1 rRNA gene (running past one end of the window) is annotated in these 413 nt (G+C 57.4%); it reads left to right on the top strand.

What is annotated here, in order from left to right:
• Window positions 1-236: 236 nt before the first annotated feature.
• Window positions 237-413 (top strand): 16S ribosomal RNA (locus tag DWZ15_RS09245); it runs 1392 nt beyond the window's last position.

The raw sequence follows: 413 nt of genomic DNA, 5'->3' as shown, positions 1-413 counted from the left end.
GATCAGCCGCCAGGCGTGCACCTTGAGAACCGGATACTGCGAGGATGGACACATTCAGTGTCGCATCCGGGCAGACATCGAACCATTTGAAATGGTCTAACTTGGATTTGTTTTTCGCAAGGCCGCCGAGAGGCGGCCCCGAGAAATTCCTTTTCCTATACTAAAACCATATGAATCGAACGGAACCGATCAGCGATGGACTGAGAGGACCGGACGGGCTCGAAGCCCATACATTTTGGACGGAGAGTTCGATCCTGGCTCAGGATGAACGCTGGCGGCGCGCCTAACACATGCAAGTCGAACGGCACCCACCTCCGGGTGGAAGCGAGTGGCGAACGGCTGAGTAACACGTGGAGAACCTGCCCCCTCCCCCGGGATAGCCGCCCGAAAGGACGGGTAATACCGGATACCCC

Source organism: Collinsella sp. AF29-7AC (assembly GCF_003475665.1).
In the GTDB taxonomy this organism is placed as follows: domain Bacteria; phylum Actinomycetota; class Coriobacteriia; order Coriobacteriales; family Coriobacteriaceae; genus Collinsella.
Note: the sequence above shows the minus strand (reverse complement) of the source record. Positions and strands in the feature narration are given on the sequence as shown.